Source organism: Mycobacterium sp. WMMD1722, from assembly GCF_049315205.1.
In the GTDB taxonomy this organism is placed as follows: domain Bacteria; phylum Actinomycetota; class Actinomycetes; order Mycobacteriales; family Mycobacteriaceae; genus Mycobacterium.
This window is the reverse complement of the sequence record NZ_CP186056.1, coordinates 4,672,743-4,691,644: the sequence shown is the minus strand read 5'-3', so window position 1 is coordinate 4,691,644 and position 18,902 is coordinate 4,672,743. Positions and strand designations below refer to the sequence as shown.

Annotated in this window: 16 protein-coding genes; 4 read left to right on the top strand and 12 right to left on the bottom strand. The window is 68.5% G+C overall.

Annotated features, from left to right (window positions below):
• Positions 1-26 precede the first annotated feature (26 nt).
• The 12 genes from ACN27E_RS22655 to ACN27E_RS22600 all read right to left on the bottom strand — a co-directional run bounded on the left by ACN27E_RS22655 (position 27) and on the right by ACN27E_RS22600 (position 14,009).
• Positions 27-1,739 (bottom strand): thiamine pyrophosphate-binding protein, encoded by a 1,713-nt coding sequence (locus tag ACN27E_RS22655; RefSeq protein WP_422744888.1) that lies wholly within the window; start codon positions 1,737-1,739, stop codon positions 27-29.
• Positions 1,740-1,741: 2 nt separating this feature from the next.
• Entirely contained in the window at positions 1,742-2,713 is a 972-nt protein-coding gene (locus tag ACN27E_RS22650) for an acyl-CoA dehydrogenase family protein (RefSeq protein ID WP_422750068.1), read from the bottom strand.
• A 5-nt stretch (positions 2,714-2,718) separates the two neighbouring features.
• Positions 2,719-3,882, bottom strand: coding sequence for an acyl-CoA dehydrogenase family protein (locus ACN27E_RS22645; protein WP_422744887.1), 1,164 nt, complete (start codon positions 3,880-3,882; stop codon positions 2,719-2,721).
• A complete protein-coding gene (locus tag ACN27E_RS22640; protein ID WP_422744886.1) occupies positions 3,879-4,820 on the bottom strand; it encodes a Gfo/Idh/MocA family protein in 942 nt (313 codons plus the stop codon). The genes ACN27E_RS22645 and ACN27E_RS22640 overlap by 4 nt, the downstream gene beginning before the upstream one ends.
• Entirely contained in the window at positions 4,817-5,755 is a 939-nt protein-coding gene (locus ACN27E_RS22635; protein WP_422744885.1) for an acyl-CoA dehydrogenase family protein, read from the bottom strand. The genes ACN27E_RS22640 and ACN27E_RS22635 overlap by 4 nt, the downstream gene beginning before the upstream one ends.
• On the bottom strand, positions 5,752-6,903 hold the full coding sequence (locus tag ACN27E_RS22630) for an acyl-CoA dehydrogenase family protein (RefSeq protein WP_422750066.1): 1,152 nt from the start codon (positions 6,901-6,903) through the stop codon (positions 5,752-5,754). Before ACN27E_RS22630 ends, ACN27E_RS22635 begins: the two co-directional genes overlap by 4 nt.
• Before the next feature lie 2 nt (positions 6,904-6,905).
• Complete coding sequence (locus ACN27E_RS22625) at positions 6,906-8,072, bottom strand: CaiB/BaiF CoA transferase family protein (protein ID WP_422744883.1); 1,167 nt, start codon at positions 8,070-8,072, stop codon at positions 6,906-6,908.
• A complete protein-coding gene (locus ACN27E_RS22620) occupies positions 8,069-9,004 on the bottom strand; it encodes an SDR family NAD(P)-dependent oxidoreductase (RefSeq protein ID WP_422744881.1) in 936 nt (311 codons plus the stop codon). The genes ACN27E_RS22625 and ACN27E_RS22620 overlap by 4 nt, the downstream gene beginning before the upstream one ends.
• Positions 9,001-9,834: a TauD/TfdA dioxygenase family protein gene (locus ACN27E_RS22615; protein WP_422744879.1), complete on the bottom strand. Its 834-nt coding sequence runs from the start codon at positions 9,832-9,834 to the stop codon at positions 9,001-9,003. Before ACN27E_RS22615 ends, ACN27E_RS22620 begins: the two co-directional genes overlap by 4 nt.
• Entirely contained in the window at positions 9,831-11,687 is a 1,857-nt protein-coding gene (locus ACN27E_RS22610) for a flavin-containing monooxygenase (RefSeq protein ID WP_422744878.1), read from the bottom strand. The genes ACN27E_RS22615 and ACN27E_RS22610 overlap by 4 nt, the downstream gene beginning before the upstream one ends.
• A 61-nt stretch (positions 11,688-11,748) precedes the next feature.
• On the bottom strand, positions 11,749-13,161 hold the full coding sequence (locus ACN27E_RS22605) for an aromatic ring-hydroxylating oxygenase subunit alpha (protein ID WP_422744876.1): 1,413 nt from the start codon (positions 13,159-13,161) through the stop codon (positions 11,749-11,751).
• Positions 13,158-14,009: an SDR family NAD(P)-dependent oxidoreductase gene (locus ACN27E_RS22600; protein WP_422744874.1), complete on the bottom strand. Its 852-nt coding sequence runs from the start codon at positions 14,007-14,009 to the stop codon at positions 13,158-13,160. Before ACN27E_RS22600 ends, ACN27E_RS22605 begins: the two co-directional genes overlap by 4 nt.
• Before the next feature lie 167 nt (positions 14,010-14,176).
• Between ACN27E_RS22600 and ACN27E_RS22595 the strand changes: the two genes are divergently transcribed.
• From ACN27E_RS22595 to ACN27E_RS22580, 4 genes are read left to right on the top strand one after another with little or no spacing between them, the layout of a single operon-like run.
• Positions 14,177-15,784 (top strand): SMP-30/gluconolactonase/LRE family protein, encoded by a 1,608-nt coding sequence (locus ACN27E_RS22595; protein WP_422744872.1) that lies wholly within the window; start codon positions 14,177-14,179, stop codon positions 15,782-15,784.
• Positions 15,781-16,518 (top strand): GntR family transcriptional regulator, encoded by a 738-nt coding sequence (locus ACN27E_RS22590; protein WP_422744870.1) that lies wholly within the window; start codon positions 15,781-15,783, stop codon positions 16,516-16,518. The genes ACN27E_RS22595 and ACN27E_RS22590 overlap by 4 nt, the downstream gene beginning before the upstream one ends.
• Complete coding sequence (locus ACN27E_RS22585) at positions 16,515-18,110, top strand: AMP-binding protein (RefSeq protein ID WP_422750064.1); 1,596 nt, start codon at positions 16,515-16,517, stop codon at positions 18,108-18,110. The genes ACN27E_RS22590 and ACN27E_RS22585 overlap by 4 nt, the downstream gene beginning before the upstream one ends.
• A gap of 1 nt (position 18,111) precedes the next feature.
• Positions 18,112-18,888 carry an SDR family NAD(P)-dependent oxidoreductase gene (locus ACN27E_RS22580; RefSeq protein WP_422744869.1) on the top strand — a complete coding sequence of 259 codons (777 nt, stop codon included), beginning with the start codon at positions 18,112-18,114 and terminating at the stop codon, positions 18,886-18,888.
• The last annotated feature ends 14 nt before the right edge of the window (positions 18,889-18,902 follow it).

Here is an 18,902-nt window from a genome sequence, read left to right as displayed (position 1 = left end):
TCTCTCTCGGCCGACCGTTGTCGGCGCTACTGGGTGCCTTCGGCGTACCAGGTGCGGAATCGGTCGTATTTCGGCATCTCCTCGGAGTTGGCCGTCGGGTCGATGCACACGTGCACCACACCGACTTTCCCGCTGGCGTAGGCGCGGGCGATCGCCGGGCCGATCTCGTCCTCCTTTTCGACGTACTCGCCGTGGCAGCCGAAGCCCTCCGCGATCTTGTCCATCCGGACGTCCTTGCTCCAGTGCACACCCGGCTGCGGCGAGGGCTGTTCGAAGGTGCGCTTGTACACGCCCACCTCGAGTCCCCACTGGTGGTCGACGCCCACCACGCACACCAGCGGCAGATTCTGGCGCGCGGCGGTCTCCAGTTCGGCGATGTGGAACAGGAATGCCGAGTCGCTGGTGAGCAGCATGACCGGGCGGTTGCCGCCCTCGGCCACCGAGGCGCCGATGGCGTAAGGGAGCCCGGTGCCCAGATGACCGAAGTTCTGGTTCCAGATGACGTCGCGCGGCTTGGACTGCGAGTAGGTCCACTGGAAGATCACGGTCGCTCCGCCGTCGCGCACCATGATCCCGTCGGTGAGTTCGGCGAACGCCTTCGTCGCCTCGACGACGTAGCGCGCCGGATGCACCGGGGTGCGACCGGTCGGCGCCTCCTCGGCCACCCGCGCCAGCTCGGCGGCGTCGGACTCGACCAGCGCGTCGAGGTTGGCCGAGGGTGCCCGTGGGGTGTCGCGGAGCGCGTCGACGAGTTGCGGCACGACCCCGCGTAGATCGCCCACCAGCGCGACGTCGATGGGCCGGTTCACCCCGATCGCGGTCGGATCCTGTTCGACAAGAATCCATTTGCGGTTCGCGTCGTTGCCGGCCCAGTGCTGCGTGCGGCCGTAGTGCATGGGCTCGCCGAGTTCGGTGCCCAGCGCGACGCACAGATCCGACTGCTCGACGGCCTCGTTGGCGGCCGGCGAGAAGAGATAGGGGAAGGTGCGGTCCTGCAGCCCCGGGATGAACGACGTTCCGCCCGAGGTCTGGATGACGGGGCAGTTCATCAGCTCGGCCAGCTGCTTGACCTGCTGCTGCGTGCGGGAGGTGTGCACGCCGTGGCCGACCAGCAGGACCGGGTTCTCGGCCTGCCGGATCAGCGCGACCGCCTCCGCAATCTCCCGCTCCCCGGCGCCCTGGTTGACGAGGCGGTACCGGTGGGGCGGCAACACCTCGGGCAGATCGAGCTCCTCGAGGATGACATGCGACGGATACTCGACGTAGCTGGGGCCGGGAGTGCCGGACATGGACTGCCGGATCGCCTCGTGGATGATCTCGTCGGTCTGGTCGGCGTATTCGATGGACGCGCTGTACTTGACCGACGGTGTGAAGAGCGGTTCCTGCCGGACGAATTGGATGCGGCCGCGACGCACCCGGCGTTCGGTGATGCGGGCCCGCTGGCCGCCGAGGAAGATCACCGGCGAGTTCTCCACCTTGGCGCACTGGATCGCGCCGGCGATGTTGGCCATGCCGGGTCCGAGGGTGCCGATGCACAGGCCGGGCCCACCGGTCATCCGCGACGCGGCCTCGGCCATGAAGCCGGCGCTGAGCTCGTGGTGCGGGGCGACGACCGACCAGCCGCGGGCGTCGGCCTCGGCGAACATGTGCACGAAGTTCGGGTCGGGGATGCCGAAGATCGTGTTGACACCCTCGGCCTCGAACAGGTCGAGGATGCGCTGGTAGACGGGGACACCCATGGTCATTTCCTTTTCGTCGGGTAATGGGACGCGAGTCTGCTGCGGTGTGCCGCAGGGGATCCGAACAGCGAACGGTTGAGAGTGGCGCGCTTGAGATAGACGTGGATGCCGGCTTCCCAGGTGTAGCCGATACCGCCGTGCAGTTGCATCGCCTTGCCGACGACCGTGACCGCGGTGTCGCACGCGTGCGACTTCGCCATCGCCGCGGCCACGTCACCGTCGGGGGCGCCGGCGGTCACGGCCCGAACCGCCTCGTCGACCAGCTGCCGCGTGACCGCGATGTCGACGAGCATGTCGGCACAGGCGTGCTTGACGGCCTGGAAGGATCCGATGGGCCGGCCGAACTGGTGACGCACCGTCGCGTACGACACCGTGGCGGCGAGCATGGCCTCGGCCAGTCCGAGGCTGTCGCAGGCGATCGCGACCGCGGCCCGATCCTGCAGCCGCCGCACTGCGGCGGCCGGGTCACCGTCGAAGCGGAGCATCTCGGGTTGGTCCGGCGTGCGCGACGAGACGGTGGCCAGTCGGCGCGTCGCGTCGACCACCGGCACCGGTGTGACGTCCAGATCGGCGAGGGCGACCGCACCGTTGACGACCACCAGGAGCTGATCGGCCCCGTCGGCGTCGGGGACGAACTCGAGGCTGTCCAGGGCCACAGCGAGCCGGAGCTCGCCGGAGGCCACTCCGGTCAGCAACCGGTCACGGGTGGGACTGGGCTGCAATGCGTTCAGCGTGCCGACGGCCAGCACGGCGCTGCCGAGATAGCTGTTCGCCGCGGCGGCCCGGCCGATCTCCTCGCAGACGACGGCCACCTCCGCGAACGTGGCGCCCGATCCGCCGAACTGCTCGGCCACCTCGAGGCCGACCCAGCCGGCATCGACGAGCACGGGCCAGTCCGCGGCGGCGTCCTTGGCCAGGACGTCGCCGGCGACCGACCGCAGCTCGTCGTGGAACTCCGCGAATTCTCCGGCCATCGTCATCACACAGCGCTCGGTTCCCGGGGCAGCCCGAGCCCGCGTTCGCCGATGATGGTGCGCTGGATCTCGCTGGATCCCCCCGGGATGGTCCACTCCCACGAGCCGATGAAGTCCAGCACCCAGGAGCCGGACTCCCAGCTGCTCGACATCGGCCTGGCCAGCTCGGTGTGTGCGGCCAGCCCACCGATCTCCGTCCCGAAATCGGTGAGCCGCTGCAGCAATTCGCTGTAGTACAGCTTGACGATCGACGCGTCGGCCGGTCCGGCGGTGCCGGACTCGTTTTCCTCCACCACTTTCCGGCACAATCCGCGCAGACCGGTGATCTCGGTCTCGAGGCGGGCGAGGCGGTCGGCTACCCGCGGATCGTCGACCGGGCTCGCGGCGACCAGACGGCGGAACCCCGCGTTGCCGAGGCGTTCGGCGAGTTCGAGCATCGTCATCCCCCGCTCTGCGCCGAGCGTTGCCTGGGCCACCTGCCAGCCCGCGTTCTGCGCACCGACCAGGTTCACCTCCGGGATACGCACGTCGTTGAGGAAGATCTCGCAGAAGTGCGAATCGCCGATCGCGTTGCGGATGGGGCGCACTTCCACGCCCGGGGTGGTCATGTCGAGCAGGAAGTAGGAGATTCCCTTGCGTTTCGGGGCGTCCGGGTCGGTGCGGGCCAGCAGCAGACACCAATCGGCGTGCATTCCTCCGCTGGCCCAGAGCTTCTGACCGTTGACCACGAACATGTCGCCGTCGCGGCGGGCGGTCGTGCGCAAACTCGCCAGATCCGAACCGGCCTCCGGTTCGGAGAAGCCCTGCACCCAGATCTCGCCGTCGGCGATGGCGGGCAGATGCCGTCGCCGCTGTTCGTCCGTACCCGCCACCAGCAGCGTCGACGCGGCGTGGTGGATGCCGACGAACGCCAGCACCAGGCGCGGAGCGTCGTGGGCCGCCAGTTCCTGGTACAGCACGATCTGCTCGGCCACCGACATGCCGCCACCCCACTCGCGGGGCCAGTGCGGAACCGCGTAGCCCGCGCGGTGCAGCTCGGCGAACCAGGCCTTCTGGAAGCGGACGAAGTCATCCTCACTCACGCCCGTCTGCTCCCGACGCCATCCGCGCGGAACGTGTTCGGCACACCAGGCGCGGACACTGTCGCGGAAGTCCTCGGGATTCGTCACGGGTGGGCTCGCAGCCGATCCATCACCGTCGCCACGGCGACGCCGTCGTCGAACGATGGGGTGATCTGCGTTCCGCTGCGGACCGCCTCGACGACCGCGCGCAGATGACCGCCGACGGCGGGGTCGGGTGCGCGGGGCGCGGGCGGCTCGAACTCGACGGTCTCGGGGTCCTGACCGGGCCGCGTGATCACCAGCCGCGTGTCGGCGGTCAGTTCGATCGAACCCGCGTCGCCCATCAGGATCGCCCGCGGGACGGTCGGCACGGCGGCGGCGAATCCGGTGTCGTGCACCGCGGTCGCGCCGTTGTCCATCCGGAACCAGGCGGTGTACGCGTCCTCAGCAGTGGCGGTGTGCGGGACACCGTCGCGGTCGGGATGTTGCGGGTCGTCGATGCGGGTCTGGCCGCCGCACTCGGCGACCTCGCTGCCGAACAGCCACCGGGTGAAGTCGATCAGATGCGAGCCGTAGGCGCCGATCCAGCCGCCGCCGAGTTCACGGTCGTTGATCCAGCCGTACCGGCGGCCGCGCAGTCCATTGCCGAACCACGTCCAGTGCAGGTGTGTCGGCGTGCCGATCGCACCCGCGTCGGCCAGCCGTTTGACCTCCGCCCACGACGGGCGGAGCCGAAACTCGAAGTTGAGGAAGTGCGGGACGCCAGCGGCGGCCGCCTGATCGCGCATGGCCTCGGCCTCGGCGGCGGTCCTGCCGAAGGGCTTGTCGCACAGTACCGGGATGCCGCGTTCGATCGCCGCGCCGACATGCGCGACATGCAGGAACGGCGGCGAATGCACCGACACCAGATCCGCTCCCGCGTCCAGCGCACGCGTCACCGCCGCATCGTCCCTGGGACTCACGATCTCGACGTCGAGACCGATCTCCCGGTAGGCCGGGGCGGCGGCGTACTTGCCGAACCCGGTGCCGATCACGAGTACCTTCACCGGGCGTCCTCGCTGTAGAGGCCCGAAAGGCCGTGGGTTCCGACGCGGCGGGTCAGCCGGTCGCGGGTGGCTGACAGACCCAGCGGCAGCCGGCGCAGCGGCTGGCTGTAGCGCGACAGCCAGGACAGCGTCGTCTCGTCGCAGAAGCCGACCGCGCCGTGCAGCTGATGACAGACCCGGAACACCACCTCGGCGGCTTCGAGCGCCGACATCCGCAGCGCCAGCGCGTCGTCGAGCGCTTCGGGTCTGCCCGTGGCGATGCTCCACAGCGCGTATTTGGCCAGGATGTCGACGCCGCTGCGCTCCACTTCGGCGTCGGTGAGCTGGAACTGGACGCCCTGGAACGACGACAGCGGCTGACCGAACTGCTTGCGCAGGCTGATGTGCGCGATCGTCAGCTCCAGCGCACGGTCGAGCATGCCCAGCAGCGTCCAGCAGGGCAGCGCAATGCCCAGCGCCAGATCGGCCGCGCCGGCGTCGTCGACGGCCGACAGCTCCAACTCGGTGACGAACGCCGGCCCGGGAGCGCCCTGAGCGCTCACGGTGCTGCGCGTGCCGTCGACATCGACGGCGCACCAACGGCCTTCGAGGCCCGCGAGTGGGGCCGACGGCCGAACCACGGCGACCACGACCAGGCCGTCGACGTCCAGATCCGCCGGACGGGCCAACCGCTCGGCGACCGGATACGGTGCGGCCCAGTAGCCGGCGCTGCGGCACAGCGCAGCGGCCGCCTCCAGTTCGTCGGCGTCGGTCCGTACGTCGAGGTCCCACGCGCCGAGCCCGGCCAGCGCGGGACCGACGAGCGCCTCCCGCTCGGCGGGTTTGGCCTCGGCCTGCTGCACCAGCAGATCGCCGCCCGCGGCCTCCAGCGCCCGCAGCGCCTCGCGGCCGAATTCGCGGGCATCGTCGCTCAGTTCGAACACGGGGCCGGTCATTTCGCCGCCGCCAGCAGAGCCCGCGACAGCAGGATGCGCTGCATCTCGATGCTGCCCGACGACACGGTCGAGGCCTGCGAATAGCGCCAGTGGTCCTCGACCTCGCCGAGGTACCACCGTGCCCGGGGGTCGTCGTGTGACACTTCCGCCGCGAGGTCGGAGAGCACCTCGGCGCTGTCCTGGTCGAGTTTGGTGACCGCGATCCGGTAGGCGGCGGCGTCGCCGGGCTGGATCCGCCCGCTGCTCTGCAGCGACACCACCCGGTAGGCGAGCAGCCGCGCGCGGCGGCAGTGGGTGAGCATGCGCACCCAGCGGCCGCGCAGGTCGCCGGGCAGATCGTCCCAGCGGTCGGCGAGCACGGTCGGCGCGGCGGCCAGCAGCCGCTCGCAGCGGGCGTAGCGAGCGATGCCGACCCGCTCGAAGGCCATCACGTCCTGCACGATCGACCAGCCCGCATCGACGGTGCCGAGCACGTCGGCCTCGGTGACGCGCAGGTCGTCGAAGAACACCTCGTTGAGGTGGTGCGGGCCCAACATGGCGCGGATGGGACGCACCGTGATCGCCGGATCGTCCATCGGCACCAGGAAGATGGTCAGACCCTGCTGCTTCTTCTCGCCCCTACTGGTTCGGGCGAGCAGGAAACACCACTGCGCCATCGTCGCGTACGACGTCCAGATCTTCTGACCGCTGACCAGCCACCCATCCCCGTCCGGACGCGCGGTGGTGCGCAGCGAGGCCAGGTCCGAACCGGCCTCCGGTTCGGAGAAGCCCTGGCACCAAATCACCTCACCGCGGGCGATCGGCGGCAGGTGTGTGCGCTGCTGCTCTTCGGTGCCGTGGCGCATGATGATCGGGCCAACCCAGTTGACCCCCATGTACTGCGCGCCGCGCGGCTCGTGGTGAGCCCACATCTCCTCGCGCACCACCGTCTGCTCCCAGACCGATGCGCCGCCGCCGCCGAATTCGGTCGGCCAGGCCAGGCAGAGCAATTCACGTTCGGCCAGCAACCGGCAGAACCGCTGCGCCGTCTCCAGGTCCGCCGGGTCATCGGTGAAAGCACCCAGGAAGTGTTCTGGCACTTCTTCTTTCACGATCGATCGTAGGTCACTGCGCAGTGCGCCGGCCTGCGGTCCGAGGGTGAAGTCCATGCTCATCGCAGCTTCGTGCCTTCCCGGGCGGCGAGCTCGGCGAGCACCTCGGCGGTGTCGGCGCCGAGGTCCGGCGCACCACCCCGGACGCGGCCCGGTGTGCGCGAGAACCACGTCGGCACACCGGGAAACCGCACCGGACCGTGCGGTGTGTCGAGGGTTTCGAACATGCCGACGGCGTTCAGCTGCGGTGAGTCGAACAGCGCGTCGAGGCTGTTGATCGGTGAGGCGGGGATCTCCAGCTTCGCGAACAGCGTGAGCCATTCCTCGGTGGTCCGCTCCCGCATCGTCTGCCCGAGTAACCCGTAGACCGTGTCGATCTGTTTGGCGCGCATGGCCAGGGTCCTGAAGGACTCCTCGTGTCCCACGATCCATGCCGGCTGCACCTCGTCGACGAAGGCCTTCCAGTGCTTGTCGTTGTAGATCAGCGCGGCGACGTAACCGTCCTTGGTGACATAGGGACGGCGGTTGGGCGCGACGGTCCGCGGGTAGACCGCGGGGCCGAGCGGGGGATCGAACATCGCGCCGTTGGCGTGTTCGACCAGCATGAACGACGCCATCGTCTCGAACATGCTGACTTCGACCTCCTGGCCCTCGCCGGTGCGCTCCCGGTGGAAGAGCGCCATCGTGGTGGCGTAGAGCGCCGTGAGCCCGGTGACCTTGTCGGCCATGATCGTTGCGACGTAGGTGGCGTCGCCGGTGAGTTGCTTCTGCACGGCGGGCAGTCCGCACTCGGCCTGGATGGTGTCGTCGTAGGCGGGCCGGTCGGCGTCGGGACCGCGCCGGCTGTACCCGTAGCAGTTCGTGTAGACGATCTTCGGGTTCATCTGCGCCACCGACTCGTAGCCGAAGCCGAGCCTGGCGATCGCTTTCCCGCGCATGGAGTGGATGAAGACGTCGGCCGTCTTGATCAGCTCGCGCAGCGCCCGGGCGCCGTCGTTGGACCTGAGATCGAGCACGACGCTGCGCTTTCCGCGGTTGACGTTCATGAAGACGCCGTTCATGCCCGGCGCGGGACCCTGGGCGACGTTGCGGGTGATGTCGCCCTCTGGCGACTCGATCTTGATGACGTCGGCGCCCATGTCGGCCATGATCTGCGTGCAGTAGGGCCCCATCACCACCGAGGTGACGTCCAGGACCCGGATCCCGCTCAGTGGTCCGTCACTCATGATCCGCCGCCCCTGCCGAAGCTGTATCGAAGGTGATCGGTGTGGCCGTCGGGCACCGGCGCGAACACCAGCGGCGCAGAGTCGTCCCGGATCGCGTCGATGCCGGCGGCGACGTCCTCGACCGACCAGCTCGGCTTGTACAAGCCGGGTGTCTCGGCAATGAACGCCCTCGCCACCCGGCCGGCGATCGCGACGTACATCTCACCGGTGACCGAACAGGTCTCGTGGGCGAGCCATCCGACGGTCGGTGCCACGAGCTCCGGGCCCATCGGCGGATAGGCCGACGTGTCGATGCCCTCGGCCATCCGGGTGACGGCGGCGGGCACGATCACATTGCTCGTCACGCCGTACGCGGCGCCCTCGATGGCCGCGACGTTCGAGAGCCCGATGACGCCGGCCTTCGCCACGGCGTAGTTGACGACGTCGTGGTTGCCGTAGAGGCCGCCGATCGACGAGGTGAGCACGATCCGCCCGTATCCGTTGTCGCACATCACCGGAAACGCCGGGCGCAGCACGTGGAATGCGCCCCGCAGGTGCACGTCGACGACAGCCTCGAAATCCTCGTAGCGGATGTCGCGCAGCGACGCCCGGCGGACGTTGCCCGCGTTATGGATCAGGATGTCGACGCGGCCGAACCGGTCGAGCGCCGCGTCGACGATCGCGCGGCCCCCTTCGGGGGTGCTGACCGAATCGGTGTTGGCTATGGCTTGTCCACCCGCGGAGCTGATCTCGTGCGCCACGTCGTGCGCGGGGCCGTCGTCGTTGCCGGTCCCGGTCAGATCGCCGCCGAGATCGTTGACCACGACCTTCGCTCCGCGCGACGCCAGCAGCAGGGCGTAGGCCCGGCCGAGCCCGCGGCCGCCGCCGGTGACGACGGCGACGCGGTCGTCGTAGCGCAGCGTGTCTGCTGTCGCAGAACTCGAGTCGCTCAAGCGAACGGTTCCTCACCTGCCAGCTTGGTGCGGTTCAGCAGCCGGCCGGAGTCGGGATCGTAGGGCCGGGCCCGGTGCATGGTGCCGGTGTTGTCCCACATCACCAGATCACCCACCGACCACTGGTGGCGGTAGACGAACTGCGGCTGCGTGGCCCATTCCCGCAAGCGCACCAGCAATTCGGTGCTCCGGGCACGGTCCGTGCCCACGACGTGCCCGGCGGTGCACCCCAGGACGAGGGATTTGCGGCCCGAGCGGTGCCGCCACACGAGCGGAAGTTCCCGCTCACCGATCGCCATCATCGCCTGCAGCGTCTCGAGCTTCGGTTCGGGCTCGTAGTACAGCAGCGTGGTCCACGTCGAGTGCATCACGCGCACGTCCTCGAGGGCCTGCTTGTCGTCGTCGGAGAGGTCCTCGTAGGCGGCGTAGGTGTTGCAGAACTCCGTGTCGCCGCCGCCGGTGCTCGGCAGCACCTTGCTCGACAGCAGCGACGCCAGGATCGGCACCTCGTTCATGGTGCCGTCCAGATGCCAGTACAGCGAGCCCTTCAGATAGTCGGCCTGCTTGTTGACCTTGGTGTCGAGCGTGACGTTGTAGAGCTTCTCGCCCTTGCGCTCGGTCGCCAGCGTGCCAAGCGTTTCGGTGAACGCCACCTGCTCGGCGTCGGTGAACCCGATCTGCGGAAACACCAGCACGCCGCGCTGTTCCAGCAGGTCGCGGATCTCCCCCGCATGCGCGCCCGAGAGCAGGGCGTCCTTGCCGGTCAACACCCGCGTCCCGATGCGCGGCGAGATCTCCTCTGTCGCCAGCGCCTTCTCGGTCGTCGTCATCGCAGCTCCAGACCCTCCAGATCGCCCTTGTCGCGCCACTCGGAGATCAACTCGTCGAAGGCGTAGAACCCGGGCGAGTAGAAGTCGCCGAGGAACGAGCCGTTCTTCTCCGCACCGCCACGGCCCTCGTTGTTGTAGTAGCCGGGGGTGCAGGACAATTCGAAGGCCGAGTTGTCGATCGCCAGCTCGCGGACGGTGTGCACCCAGGCGTCCTGGGCCTCCTGGGTGGGCTCGACCAGGCTCGCGTCCCGGTTCTGCGCCTCGGCGATGATGTAGGCGATATGCCGGGCCTGCTGTTCGAACATCGCCGTGGTGTTGGCCGACACTCCGCCCTGGATGAAGCCCATGAAGAACTGGTTCGGGAACCCGCGGCTGGTCATGCCGTGCAGGGTCTTGTAGTCGTTGCGCCAGTAGTCGAAGAGGGAGAGGCCGTCGCGGCCCACGATGCGATCGATGGCGAATCGGCGGCTGATCTCGGTAGAGATCTCGAAACCGCTGGCGAAGATCACGCAGTCGACCTCGTATTCGACGCCGTCGGCGACGATGCCCTTCTCGGTCAGGCGTTCGACGCCCTTGGCGGCCGACACATCGACCAGCGTCACATTGGGTCGATTGAAGGTGGCGAGGTAGTGCTCACTGGATGTCGGCCGCTTACACATGAAGCGGTAGTACGGCTTGAGCGCCTCGGCGGTCGCGGGATCCTCGACGATCTCGGCCACGCGGCGACGCAGCCGCTCCATGATCTTGTAGTCCTCCTCCTCGCGGAACGCCATGATCTGCTCGATCGTCACGGCGGTGGGATCGTCGCTGCTCGCGATCCGGGCGGTGAGGTTGCGCCCCAGCTCGGTCCAGAAGTCGCACACCAGATCCGGTTCACCGAACACCACCCCGACGAACGGAGACCAGTTGTGGAAGTTGCGCTTGCGCTCCTCCTGCCACCCCGGCCGCAGCGATGCCGCCCAGGCCGGATCGGTGGCTGGGTTGGACCGCTGATCGACTGACGACGGTGTCCGCTGGAACACGAAGAGTTCCCTGGCGTCACGCCCGAGATGCGGCACCAGCTGGATACCGGTCGCCCCGGTACCCACGAGAGCGACCCGCTTGTCCGCGAGCTTGTGCAGGCCGCCGTCGGCGTCACCGCCGGTGTAATCGTAATCCCAACGCGCCGAATGAAAGACATGGCCGCCGGCAGCGCGGTAGTCCTTGATCCCGGGGATTCCCGGCAGTTTCGGACGGTTGTAGGAGCCTTGAGCCATGACGACGAATCGGGCCCGGATGTCGTCTCCACGGTCTGTGCTGATCTGCCAGCGGTGCGACGTGTCGTCCCAGCGGAGTTCCCGCACCTGGGTGGAGAAGAGCGCACCGTCGTAGAGTCCGAAGTGTTTCCCGATGTTGCGGCAGTGCTGGAAGATCTCGGCGCCGTCGGCGAATTTCTTCGACGGCATGAAGTCGAGCTCTTCGAGCAGCGGGATGTAGCAGTACGCGTCGTTGTCGCACTGGATTCCCGGGAAGCGATTCCAGTACCAGACGCCGCCGAAATCGCCGGCCATCTCGATGACGCGAATCCCCTCGACGCCGGCCTTCTTCAGATATGCACCGGCCAGCAGCCCGGCGAATCCCCCGCCGAGAATGACCACGTCGGCGTCTTCGGTGATCGGATCTCGCTCGGTCACCACCGTGTAGGGGTCGATCTCGGCGAACTCGGCGAACTCCCCCTCGAGTTCCAGATACTGGTCGGCACCCTCGGGCCGCAGCCGCTTGGCACGCTCGGCGGCGTACTTCTCCCGCATCGCCGGGATGTCCACGTCGGCCGGGGTATCGGTCGGACCGCACGTGGTCTCGGTGGTCGTCATGTGTCTCCTTCAGTGATGTCGGCGTGGACCGGCGCGCTGCGCGCGCCTGATCACGCCGGCATCACAGGTCCTGGGGCGCTCCGTTACCCATGTACTTCGCCAGCTGGTGGTGCAGGTTGACGGTGCTGCGCTCGCGGTACGGGTTGGGCAGCGTTCCGGGGAAGCCGGCGGACTTCATGCCCTGCTGCACTGCCGCCATATTCGAGAAGTCCTGCGGCAGCACCGACAGCCAGTTCGGCGAGTCCTTCGGCGTGTACTCCCACTCCGACTCGGGCTCTTGGCCTTTCGGGTAGAGTTCGAACACCGCGACCTCGAAGATGCACTTGTTCGGGTCGTAGCTCGGATCGGGGCGCGCCGAGTAGCACAGCGCACTCGTCAGACCCTGGCCGATCTGGAAGTTCGGGAACAGCTGCCACGCCGTCCCGCTCTGGCCCAGGATGTCGGGCGGGATGGTCGGCCAGATCACGCCGCGTGCCTCGTCGTCGCGGCGGGCCGACGCCAGCCAGTGCTGCAGCACCTCGTCGGCGGGTGTGCCCGCCGGCAGTTCGTCGACCAGCCTCTTGGCGGCGTTCACCAGCGTCTGGGTGGTGGTGGCGTTGGTCTCCTCCATGGTGTAGACCTGCATCTCCGCGGTCGAGATGCGCGGATCACCGGTGCCCAGGCGGATCTTGGACTTCGTCTCGTCCATGCCTTTCGGGGCGTCGTAGCCGATGTTGGAGTGCCGGCCCTGCGCCTTCGCCCAGCCTTTGAATTCGCCGAACCGGTTGAACTCGGGGTGGGTGGTGAACACGTGGTAGGTCTCGTTGAAGGCCTCCATCGCGACTTTCCAGTTGCACTCGAAGTACAGCCACTTGCGCCACTTGTAGCGCATGTTCTCCAGACCGAACGGATCGAGGATCTTGGCCGCCGGCAGCAGGTAGTCGGTCAGCGGCTCGCAGTCGGGGTCCATGTTGACGAACAGCCAGCCGCCCCAGGTGTCCACCTGCACCGGCGCCAGATGGGTGTTGCGCGGGGTGAGCTTGCCCTTCCAGTCGTCCTGCTCGCGGATGTGGGTGCAGGTGCCGTCGAGACCGTAGGTCCAGCCGTGGAATCCGCAGACGAACGATTTGCGGGCCCGGCCGAGTGCGTTCTTCGCGCCGTCGGGGGTGTCGACGAGTTTGCGGCCGCGGTGCATGCAGACGTTGTGATGGGCGGCAAAGGAATCCGGTCCGGTGCGGACGATGATGATCGAGTCGTCGAGGATGTCGTAGGTCAGGTAGCTGCCGATCTCGGGAATCTCCTCGACGCGCCCCACCTGCTGCCACACCTTGCGCCACAACCTGTCCCGCTCGTTGCGGGCGTACTGCTCGCAGATGTAGGCCTCGACCGGGATGGTCATCGGCTGGTCGAGGTCCTCGGCGATCCGGCCGGTCGAATCGTCCGGATCCGCGGCGACCTCGATCGCGGCGTCGAGATCGGATTCGGTGTGGGTCATGAGAAGCTCCTGATGTTCTCGCGGAACGATTCGTCTTTGAGGAACAGCGACGTGTTGTCGGCGCCGAGGTGTGTCCATTTGAGGTTGAGCCCGCCGTCGACGAGCAGCGTCTGCCCCGTGATGTAGCCCGACAGGTCCGACAGCAGGAACAGGATCGCGCCGGCCTGCTCCTCGGGCCTGCCCCGGCGTCCCATCGCGATCGCGGTCCGGTCGCGCTGCGGGTCCTCGTCGACATAGGTGGCCGACGCCGCCGTCTCGGTCACGCCCGGCGCCACGGCGTTGACGCGGATCCCGTCGTGGGCGAGTTCGACGGCCATGGTGCGGGTCATGGCCACCACCGCGGCTTTGGCGGTTCCGTAGGCGATGTGGAAGGGCGCGGTGTTCATGCCGCTGATCGACGAGATCGAGACGATGGAGCCGGGCCGCTTCGTCTCACGCAGTTCGTTGGCTACTGCCTGGCTCATGAAGAACGTCGTCTCGAGGTTCGCGGTGAACAGCGCCCGCCAGTCGTCGCGGGTCACCCGGGTCGACGGCATCCAAGTCGAAGGCGCTGCACCGCCGGCGACGTTGACCAGTCCGTGGAGGTCGCCGCCGGCGCCGCGCGCCGCGTCGAGCACCCTTGCGATTCCCTCGTCGGTCGACGCGTCGGCGGCCACCGGGAGCACGGGCAGACCCTCGTCGATCAGGGGGCCGATGTGCCGGTCGAGATTCTCGCGGCCCCGACTCACCGCGACGACCGTCGCACCCGCCTGCGCGGCCATCCGTGTCACCGTCGTGCCGATGCCCCCGCCTCCGGCGCCGGACACCACCACGACCCGGCCGTCGAGGCGCAGCGATGGTTCCGTCATCGCCAATTGTCCGGACAACATATGATGTTCTGCATGTTGGAGAACACTATTCCGCAGCTGTTATCGCAGCGTCAAGGCCGAAAGAGGCCGTTTTGCAGCTATTGTCTGGACTAGTGCGGGCTTGATAGCGTCCTGGCGGAACCGGCGACGGAAGGATCCGACCAGGTATGGCCACCTCGCTCCAGCAGGCCCGCTACGCCCCTGAGAACGCGCCGGCTCTGGCGGCGGGGTGGGAGCTGCACCGCGTCACGGCTCCCAGCCGGCTCTTCGGCGCCAACGGCCTGCGCACGGGTCCCGACGGACGCATGTACATCGCCCAAGTGACCGGCAGCCAGATCAGTGCGATCGACGTCGGCACCGGCGTGATCGAGGCGATCAGCCCCAAGGGCGGTGACATCGTCGCGCCGGACGATCTGGCGTTCGACGGCGACGGAAATCTCTACGCGACGGAGTATTTCGACGGCCGGGTCAGTGTGCGCGAGCCGTCGGGCCGCACCCGGGTGCTGCGTGACGACCTGCCCGCCGCGAACGGCATCACCGTCCACCGCGGCCGGCTGTTCGTCAACGAGTGCCGAGAGGGCGGTCGACTGATGGAGCTCGACCCCGCCGGCGGCGCGCCGCGCGTCCTGCTGGAGAACCTGGCGGGTCCCAACGCGATGGAGGTCGGTCCCGACGGACTCCTCTACTACCCGTTGATGATGGCCAACGAGATCTGGCGAGTGAACCCGGACCAAGAGGGGCCCTGTGAACCGCAGCGGGTGGCGGCCGAACTCGGAGCCCCCGACGCGGTGAAATTCGACGCCGACGGTTTCATCGTCTCGACCCAGGTCGCCTCGGGTCAGGTGTTGCGCATCGACCCCCGCACCGGCGCGCAGACCGTTCTCGCGCAACTGAATCCGGGGCTGGACAACTTGACGATCGTCGACGGCCGGCTGTTCGCCTCGAACTTCACCGGCGAAATCACCGAGGTGCTGGCCGGCGGCGGTACCCGCGCGCTACTCCCCGGCGGCCTCAACTGGCCGCACGATCTGGCCATCGGCGGCGACGGCAGGCTCTACATCGCCGACGGCACCTACTTTTACGCTGTGGCGGCCGACGGCGCGCTGGAAACCGTCGCGATGCTGTTCACCCCCGGTTATCCCGGCTATCTGCGCGGGCTCGCGGCCACCGGCGCGGGTGACTTCCTGGTCACGACGTCGCTCGGCCAGGTGGGCCGCTACCGGCCCGGTGGCGAAACCGACTATCTCGCCACTGGATTCGACCAGCTCTACGGCATCGCCGTCGGCTCGGATGACACGGCGGTCTTCGCCGAACTCGGCGCGGGCCGGGTGCACGCGCTGCGCGGCGGCGCCACCGAGGTGCTCGCGACCGGCCTCGCCGAACCGTCCGGTGTCGCGTTCGGGCCCGACGGTGCGCCGCTGGTCACCGAAGCCGCCGGCGGCCGGGTGGTCCGTCTCGCCGGGGGGCGTGCCGAGACGATGGCCGACGGCCTCGACCAGCCGCAGGGGATTCTCGTCGACGGCACTACCGCATTCGTCGTCGACGCGGGCGCCAAGGCGGTGGTGGCGGTGGACCTCGGTACCGGGACGCGCGAGACCATCGCGTCCGGGCTGCCGATCGGGGCACCTCCGGGGGTGACACCCAAACCGCTGCGCGGCATTCCGCCGTTCTCCGGACCGCAGGGCCCGTTCGCCGGGATCACCCGCGCCCCCGACGGCACGCTGTACGTGGCCGCCGACGGCGACGGCAGCGTGCTGGCGCTGCGACGCGCATGACAGTCAGCCCGGTCGAGCACCGTTACCTCCAGGTCGCTCGCACGCTGCGCAAGGAGATCGTCGACGGCGTGTATCCGGTCGGCACCCAGCTGCCCACCGAACATGCGCTGTGTGAACGCTTCGAAGTCAGCCGCTACACCGTGCGCGAGGCGTTGCGGCGGTTGCGGGACGACAATCTCATCGCCTCCCGGCCCCGCGCCGGGACCCTCGTGGTGCCGCGGCAGGCGACCAGTTCCTACGCGCAGGACGTGATGACGATCAACGATCTGCTCGCGTTCGCCGAAGGCGCCCAGTTCGTCATCGACTCCTCGGCGATGGTGACCGTGGACGCCGACCTCTCGGCCCGCACCGGGCTCGAGGCAGGATCCGAATGGCTCGCGGTGCTCGGCTACCGGCGGGCCGACTCCGACAGCGCTCCGATCTGCCGCACGGAGTACTACGTCAACCGGGCGTTCACCGCGGTCGGCCGGCTGCTGCACCGGCACCGCGGTCCGATCTTCCCGCTCCTCGAGGATCTGTTCGGCGTGAGCATTGTCGAGGTGCACCAGGAGATCTCGGCGATCGTGCTGTCCGAGGATCTCGCCGCGCGGCTCAACGCCGATGCCGGCGCCGCCGCTCTGCAGATGCGGCGCGCCTATTCGACGTCGGACGGCGAGGTCGCCCAGGTGACCGTCAACACCCACCCGGCCTCGCGTTACCGGCATTCCATGACCATGCGCCGGGTCAAGGGCTGATCGCGGTGGTCCGCAGGGACGAGGGGCGGGCGGCCGATGCCTACCGGCGGGGCCTGTGGGTGCGCACCACCCTGGCCGACGCGCTGCGCGATGCCGCCCATGCCACGCCGGACCGGGTGTTACTTCTCGACGGCGACGTTCGCCTGGACTGCCGCACGCTGCACGAGCAGGCCCGAAAGCTGGCCGGCGCCATGGTCGACCGGATGCCGGCCGGCAGCACGGTGTCGTTCATGCTGCCGAATTGGCATGAGGCGGCCGTGGTCTATCTGGCGGCGACCCTGGCCGGTATGGTGGTCAACCCGATCCTGCCGTCGCTGCGGGACCGCGAGTTGGCGTTCATCCTCGCCGACGCGCAGAGCCGGATGATCTTCGTGCCGGCGACCTTCGGTCGCCATGACTACGCAGCGATGCTCAGCCGGGTGGTCGCCGAGATGACCACACCGCCGGAGGTGGTGGTGCTGCGCGGCGACCCCGGCCCGCACACGTCCTATGCCGCGCTGTCCGACGGCCCGGACCATCCCCGTCCGCTCTCGGTGCTCGACCCGGACGCGGTGCGCATGATTCTCTACACCTCCGGGACCACCGGTCGCCCGAAAGGTGTTCTGCACAGCCACAATACGCTTCACGCCCTGATATCCCAGCTGCGCGAGCACTGGATGGTCGAACCCGGTGACACGTTCCTGGTGCCCTCGCCGATCGCGCACATCGGCGGTTCCATCTACGCGTTCGAGTGTCCACTGCTGCTCGGCACCACGGCGGTGCTGATGGCGAGATGGAACGCCGACGACGGCGTCGCACTGATGCAGGCGCACCGCTGTACGCATATGGCCGGTGCCACTCCGTTTCTTGCCCAACTGTTGTCCTCGGCGCAGCAGGCCGGCACCCGGTTGCCGGATCTGAAGGTGTTCATCTGCGGCGGGGCATCGGTGTCGCCTTCGCTGATCCGTTCGGCAGCAGCGTATTTCGAGGGGGCGGCAGTGTCGCGGGTGTACGGTTCCACCGAAGTCCCCGTCACCACGGTGGGTGCACTCGCCGACCTGGACCACGCCGCCGAGACCGACGGCAGGCCCGGACTCGCCGAGATCACCCTGGCCGGGCATCCGGCCGCGCCGGCCGGCACCGGCGAGATCTGCGCGCGTGGTCCGCAGATGCTGATCGGATACCTGCATCCCGAGGACGAGACCGACGCCTTCGACGCGGCGGGATTCTTCCGCACCGGCGACGTGGGCCGGTGGGTCGACGACGACTTCCTGATGGTTACCGGACGCGCCAAGGACATCATCATCCGCAACGGGGAGAACATCTCGCCCAAAGAGGTCGAGGATCTGCTCGTCGCCCACCCCGCGATCGCAGAGATCGCAGTGGTCGGCGTTCCCGATCCGCGTACCGGCGAGCGGGCCTGCGCCGCCGTCGTGGCCACCGCACCCCCCGGTCCCGATGTCACCGAGTTGCGAGAATTCCTGGCCGGACACGGACTCGCGAAGTTCAAGGCGCCCGAGCGGGTGGTGGTGTGGGAGTCGTTGCCCAAGAACGACGCAGGCAAGGTGCTCAAGCACGAGATCCGGGCGGCGCTCATGGAGGAAGGCGGATGACATGCAGGTAGCGATCGTGACCGGCGCCAGCAGCGGGATCGGGTTCGGCTGCGCGACCAGGCTCGCGGCCGACGGGATGGCCGTGCTGGCCACCGGACGCGACGAGACGCGGCTGGCCGAGGTGGCCGACGCGGTCGGCGATCCGGAGCGGGTGGCCACCCTGGCGGTCGATCTCACCGCCGACGACGCCCCGGCCCGCATCGTCGACGCCGCCCTGCAGCGGTGGGGCCGCATCGATTTCCTGGTCAACAACGCCGGCGTCGGAAGCCCCAAACCGCTGCACGAAACCGACGACGACAGCCTGGACTACTTCCTGGGCCTGATGCTGCGGGCGCCGTTCCGCCTGGCCCGCGACGTCATCCCGCATCTTGGATCCGGATCGGCCATCATCAACGTCACCTCGACGTTCGCGGTCGTCGGCGGTCTGCGCGGCGGCGCATACTCGGCGGCCAAGGGCGGACTGACGGCGCTGACCACCCACATCGCCTGCCAATACGGCCCCCAGGGCATCCGCTGCAACGCCGTCGCGCCCGGCGTCACGCTCACCCCGATGGTGGCCCACCGGCTCGAGGACGAGCGGTTCCGCAAGATCAACACCGAGATGACGCCCTATCCGCGGCTCGGCACGGTGGACGATCTGGCGAGCACCGTGGCCTTTCTCTGTTCCGAGGGCGGCAGTTTCATCAACGGTCAGACCATCGTGGTGGACGGCGGGTGGAGTTCGACGAAGTACCTCTCGGACTTCGCGCTCACCTCCGAATGGGTTGCGCGCCGATGAACGCTTGCGCGAAG

Bases quoted from the DNA above. Each gene is read 5' to 3' on its own strand.
- ACN27E_RS22605 (WP_422744876.1), bottom strand. From the start codon at position 13,161: ATGACCCACACCGAATCCGATCTCGACGCCGCGATCGAGGTCGCCGCG.
- ACN27E_RS22580 (WP_422744869.1), top strand. From the start codon at position 18,112: ATGCAGGTAGCGATCGTGACCGGCGCCAGCAGCGGGATCGGGTTCGGC.
- ACN27E_RS22625 (WP_422744883.1), bottom strand. From the start codon at position 8,072: ATGAGTGACGGACCACTGAGCGGGATCCGGGTCCTGGACGTCACCTCG.
- ACN27E_RS22610 (WP_422744878.1), bottom strand. From the start codon at position 11,687: ATGACGACCACCGAGACCACGTGCGGTCCGACCGATACCCCGGCCGAC.
- ACN27E_RS22630 (WP_422750066.1), bottom strand. From the start codon at position 6,903: ATGGACTTCACCCTCGGACCGCAGGCCGGCGCACTGCGCAGTGACCTA.
- ACN27E_RS22600 (WP_422744874.1), bottom strand. From the start codon at position 14,009: ATGACGGAACCATCGCTGCGCCTCGACGGCCGGGTCGTGGTGGTGTCC.
- ACN27E_RS22655 (WP_422744888.1), bottom strand. From the start codon at position 1,739: ATGGGTGTCCCCGTCTACCAGCGCATCCTCGACCTGTTCGAGGCCGAG.
- ACN27E_RS22615 (WP_422744879.1), bottom strand. From the start codon at position 9,834: ATGACGACGACCGAGAAGGCGCTGGCGACAGAGGAGATCTCGCCGCGC.
- ACN27E_RS22650 (WP_422750068.1), bottom strand. From the start codon at position 2,713: ATGGCCGGAGAATTCGCGGAGTTCCACGACGAGCTGCGGTCGGTCGCC.
- ACN27E_RS22590 (WP_422744870.1), top strand. From the start codon at position 15,781: ATGACAGTCAGCCCGGTCGAGCACCGTTACCTCCAGGTCGCTCGCACG.
- ACN27E_RS22595 (WP_422744872.1), top strand. From the start codon at position 14,177: ATGGCCACCTCGCTCCAGCAGGCCCGCTACGCCCCTGAGAACGCGCCG.
- ACN27E_RS22635 (WP_422744885.1), bottom strand. From the start codon at position 5,755: ATGACCGGCCCCGTGTTCGAACTGAGCGACGATGCCCGCGAATTCGGC.